The 4,082-nt window shown below is 58.6% G+C and carries 5 protein-coding genes and 1 pseudogene; 2 read left to right on the top strand and 4 right to left on the bottom strand.

Going from position 1 to position 4,082, the window contains the following annotated elements; genetic code table 11:
* Together D7S89_RS26985 and D7S89_RS26980 are read right to left on the bottom strand one after the other, a co-directional pair.
* Positions 1-526, bottom strand: a pseudogene (locus tag D7S89_RS26985) (RHS repeat-associated core domain-containing protein); the annotation flags it as partial.
* Between the two features lie 83 nt (positions 527-609).
* Positions 610-960 carry a helix-turn-helix domain-containing protein gene (locus D7S89_RS26980; protein WP_121281920.1) on the bottom strand — a complete coding sequence of 117 codons (351 nt, stop codon included), beginning with the start codon at positions 958-960 and terminating at the stop codon, positions 610-612.
* 129 nt (positions 961-1,089) lie between these two features.
* Between D7S89_RS26980 and D7S89_RS26975 the strand changes: the two genes are divergently transcribed.
* Entirely contained in the window at positions 1,090-1,374 is a 285-nt protein-coding gene (locus D7S89_RS26975) for a DUF3892 domain-containing protein (protein WP_121281919.1), read from the top strand.
* Between the two features lie 466 nt (positions 1,375-1,840).
* Positions 1,841-2,074, top strand: coding sequence for a SymE family type I addiction module toxin (locus D7S89_RS26970; protein WP_121281918.1), 234 nt, complete (start codon positions 1,841-1,843; stop codon positions 2,072-2,074).
* 36 nt (positions 2,075-2,110) lie between these two features.
* Here the strand turns inward: D7S89_RS26970 and D7S89_RS26965 are convergent, their stop codons facing one another.
* Positions 2,111-2,539, bottom strand: coding sequence for an NTF2 fold immunity protein (locus D7S89_RS26965; protein ID WP_121281917.1), 429 nt, complete (start codon positions 2,537-2,539; stop codon positions 2,111-2,113).
* 15 nt (positions 2,540-2,554) lie between these two features.
* A partial coding sequence (locus tag D7S89_RS26960) for an RHS repeat-associated core domain-containing protein (RefSeq protein WP_183085359.1) occupies positions 2,555-4,082 on the bottom strand: 1,528 nt, incomplete at its 5' end.

Raw genomic sequence — 4,082 nt, 5'->3', positions numbered from 1 at the left:
CGCTCTGGTCATACATGAAGTGCTCTTCGACGCCATCCGCAACGCGCCGTGCCAAGCGCCCGCCACGATCGTGCTCGAACTGAGTGACTTGGCCGGTCTCTTCAACCGAGAGCAAGCGCCCGTTGCCTTCTTGGTACGTATAGCGCGTGGTCTTGCCGTCGAACGCCGTCTCTTCGAGCAGCCTGCCAACCGGATCGTAAGCGAACCGATAGGTCGCGCCGTTTTGGTCGGTCAACGCCGTGAGACGCCCTAAGCGGTCGTACCGATAGGTAAGCGCTTGATCGAGCGCGTCGCGACGACGCGCAATCCGCCCCGCCTCGTCGTAGCTGTAACGTGTCGTGCGCGACAAGCCATCGGTGTGGCTCAACAACCGCCCCTCAGCGTCGTAGCTCAGTTGCTCCACGCTACCCGGAGCACGAATCGCGATCGGATGCCCGTTCGGGCCGTATTCGATCGTAGTCGCACCGCCTTCCGCATCCTTCGTTTCGGTCAGGCGACCTTGGGTGTCATAGTCGTACTGCGTCACGCTCCCCGGGGCATCCGTGACGAATGTTCCATCCCCCGATCAGGTGCTCTGCTGCAAACGATCTAAATGGTAGGATGAATTGGTCATTTTTTGCCCATATTCCCCAGGGCAGCCAACCTCGTTATGAGCTCGTCTGCGAACTGACGATCGCTTTCCCGCAAAGCGTTGTAGTGGCGATGCAATCGATCCGAGCCCGCCAGACCATTGATTTCGGCGACTCGCCCCAGCAGGTAATCAGTGGTCACGTCCAGTGTGTCAGCGAGCAGCCGAAGATTATCGAATGATGGCTTGCGAGCGCCGGTTTCGAAGTGGGAAACCGCGGAAGGCTGTAATCCGGCACGTTCAGCCAACTGTGTCTGTGTGAGACCACGGTACTCACGAGCACTGCGTAGACGCTCGGGGAAAACGGCAGATGGAGGGCTTGACGTTGACATGACGACTCCGTATTATATGATATGACGCATTCGTCATGGCCTTACCGGCCTTTTTTTGGGCCAACATGTTGACGATTCCGTCGAATCTTAATTGACGAGTCCGGCACAATCAAGCCGAAAGGAGCCAGCATGGCCGACGTTCAAATTACCTGCATCACCAAACCGCACCCACAAAGCCCGCACGAGCACATTACCCACGTTGGCAATCCGCCAACCTGGGTCTGGCCACGTGAACAGGTCATTGTCAACATCGAAGCCGGAGTTGACACGTTCTTTGTTCGCGACCCCTACACCGGGAGGCGAGCTGACGTGGGCGTCGTGCGCGAGCCAGGGAAAGCCCCCTATCTGCGTACACATGCGGACGGGTACTGGAACGACAACCTACTCTCCCTCAATCAGTGCCCCTTCCGATAAGCCGTTCCTCCGGCGTACGCCGGGACTCATTGTCAGACTGGCCCCGGTCGGACTGACGACCGAGGCCGCTCGCTGCGGCTTTCGCTCTTTATAGGTGGTGATTCAAATGAAACAGCCAGGACTCGACAACCGTCATCGCGACGAGGCGCCGCCCAAGACTGGGCAGATCCAACAGAAACGCGGTGACACGCTGAACAAAAACCTTCCGCAACCGATTCCTCAATTCTCGCCGAATGCCAAGCTCTCCACTATGCGAAAGGCAACCGGCAAAACGAGCGTGGAAGACGTACGGGAGGCAGCCAAGCATCGACTCCGTTAGCCAGGGCCAGCCCAGCGCGGTGATTCTTGACGGGCGCACCCTGCAATCTACTTGCGAGATTGAGGTGATGTAAGCGAAGCGCGGGCCGTCAGTGCTACCAACACTCACGGCCCGCTGTCCACAACCAACTCGAATGAGGAGTTGATCATGGCTGACGCCAATCATAAGGTACGTCCCGTCGTCTCGGAACGGTTCGTCACCATTCATCAGTCACGACGCTTTCAACCAGCGTGGCATAAGCCCGCGCATCAACGCACGGCCTCGACGTGCTATCCGTGGATGAAGCTCGCCGGCCGCTGGATCGAACATGCCGGCTTCGCACCCGGCCAGCGCGTCAAGATCGCCGTCGAACATGGCAAGCTCATCATCACCGCAGCTTGAAGCGACAAGGGCCGCACAAGTGGCCCCTGGTCATTCCTAGATCGCGTGACGGCGTTCCCATTTCCCACTACTGCCCCGCCAGACGCTGACGTCATCGATCTTGGGTAAGTCATGTTCGACGATTGTTGTATAGCGGTAACGTTGTTTAAGTCCCTTCTGCCTGACTGCCTCGATATTTGTTGCACTCCCCGACTGCGCCTCAGTGTCAGCTAGAACCGCTTGGTCGTACTCAGGCGGCTGTCCTGTCCCTAGGGTATCGAGTCGCGCTGCGCCAAGATCATTCAAGGCTTTCATGCTGAGGTTTTCGGAGAATATCGTCCTCAACCTGGACTTGGCGTTTCGATCAGCCTGATCTCTGTAATTCGGATCTTGCTTGTATGCATCGCTCCTCTTTTCGGCGTGAAAACTCGTCTCCCACTCCGACATCTGACGGAGAAAGGTTTTTACTCTATCAATCGGTGACATGGTCTTGCTCCTTCCTCAACACTTACATGGGCAGGGATTGCTGAAGATCCGCGATTCGGTTTGCCCGTCAACCCTGGCTTGGTAAAGAACGGAATGAGGCCGTGTTGAACCCTCATCGTACTGTGGAACAACTCGAACGATAACGTTGCTGCCGCTCTTTACCGCTTCAGCAATGTCACCTTCGAAGTCCCGGAATTCGCCACGATTGACGCTTGCCGCTTGAGGGAAGACGTTGCCCTTGCCACCGCTTCCACCAAGCCGGTTACCAATAGCGTGACCGGCATCGTCTCCCTTGCAACCCAAAGTCCGAGCGAAAAGACGAGAACTGGCATTTGTCGGCGTCCCGGTGCCTAGGTCTTCAGGACGAATCTTCGCGGTTGCGCTCTTGAGCGAGCCATCAGCGTTATAGCGATATTTTGTGAGTGGGCTCGATCCCCAAAGGCCGAGCGGATCGATCCACTGAGCTGGGTTCGGCACATATTGATGCAAGTTGATGCCACCAGCCAGTCCGATCGGGTCAGCCGATATGAACCTGCCGGTATTGGGATCGTAATACCTGTGCCGGTTATAGTGCAGCCCGCTTTCGTCGTCCAGCTGCTGGCCTTGGAACCTCAGCAAGTTCTTCGGTGCAATCCCCGCAGCCTTCGACGCCCGCGCGATCACCTGCTGCGCCTCGCCCCACGCCTTATAAGAGGCTTCCCACACCACCTCGCCAAGCTCGTCCGTCATCATCAGCGGCGTACCGATCTGGTCGCAGTGGTAGTAGAAGACGTGCGCGTCCGAGGTGCGCTGTGGCACTTGTCGTAGTGAGTCTTCCTCCGGGAGGTAGTGGTCGTCGGGGCGCCACACCGGCGTCGCGGTGCCCTGTACCGGGCCAGCGACGAACTGCACCAGCGGCACGAACGAGCCGGCTTCGTAGACGTAGTGTGTCGCGCCATCTTCGGTGCTTTCGTACGCGAGCGTGTCGCCGTCCCACCCAAAGACGGTGCGCGTGCCGTTCACGTCCTTTGCGATGCGGCGACCCAGCGCGTCGTAGTAGTAGCGCGACTCGCTGCGGCGCGTCGTCTCATCCACACGAGCGGCATGTAGGCGATTGAAGGCATCCCACTCGTAACGCTGCTCATCTTGTGCCGAACGCCGATGGATCAGGTTGCCGCGCGCATCATAGGTGAAGTGCGTGCCCGCATAGGCTTTCAACAGATTGCCCAACACCTTCGGCACTTGCGCTGGCAGCGTGCTGTCTTCCCGGGCATAACTCACGGGAGTACGCGTCTCAGCCGTCGCAGGCGGGTCCACAATATTACTGGCCGGATCGAACGCAAACCGTTCGCGACCGACGGGGCTCTTGGCTTCAATCAATCGCCCGATCGGATCGTAGCGGTAATCCGTATAGCCCTGATACCGATCCTCGATCTCCGTCAGCTGCCCCGCCGCGTCGTACCGATACTTGCGCTCGGCCAGCGGCATCGGTGCTCGCTCGCGCTGCACCGTGCGCCGAATCATGCGGCCCGCAGCATCATATGCGGTGCTCTGCGTGAGCCTG

This window comes from Trinickia fusca (genome assembly GCF_003628145.1).
Lineage (GTDB): Bacteria > Pseudomonadota > Gammaproteobacteria > Burkholderiales > Burkholderiaceae > Trinickia > Trinickia fusca.
This window is presented reverse-complemented; position numbering and strand designations above follow the sequence as displayed.

Excerpts from the sequence above, each read along its gene's own strand:
- D7S89_RS26970 (WP_121281918.1), top strand. The coding sequence starts at position 1,841 with ATGGCTGACGCCAATCATAAGGTACGTCCCGTCGTCTCGGAACGGTTC.
- D7S89_RS26980 (WP_121281920.1), bottom strand. The coding sequence starts at position 960 with ATGTCAACGTCAAGCCCTCCATCTGCCGTTTTCCCCGAGCGTCTACGC.
- D7S89_RS26965 (WP_121281917.1), bottom strand. The coding sequence starts at position 2,539 with ATGTCACCGATTGATAGAGTAAAAACCTTTCTCCGTCAGATGTCGGAG.
- D7S89_RS26975 (WP_121281919.1), top strand. The coding sequence starts at position 1,090 with ATGGCCGACGTTCAAATTACCTGCATCACCAAACCGCACCCACAAAGC.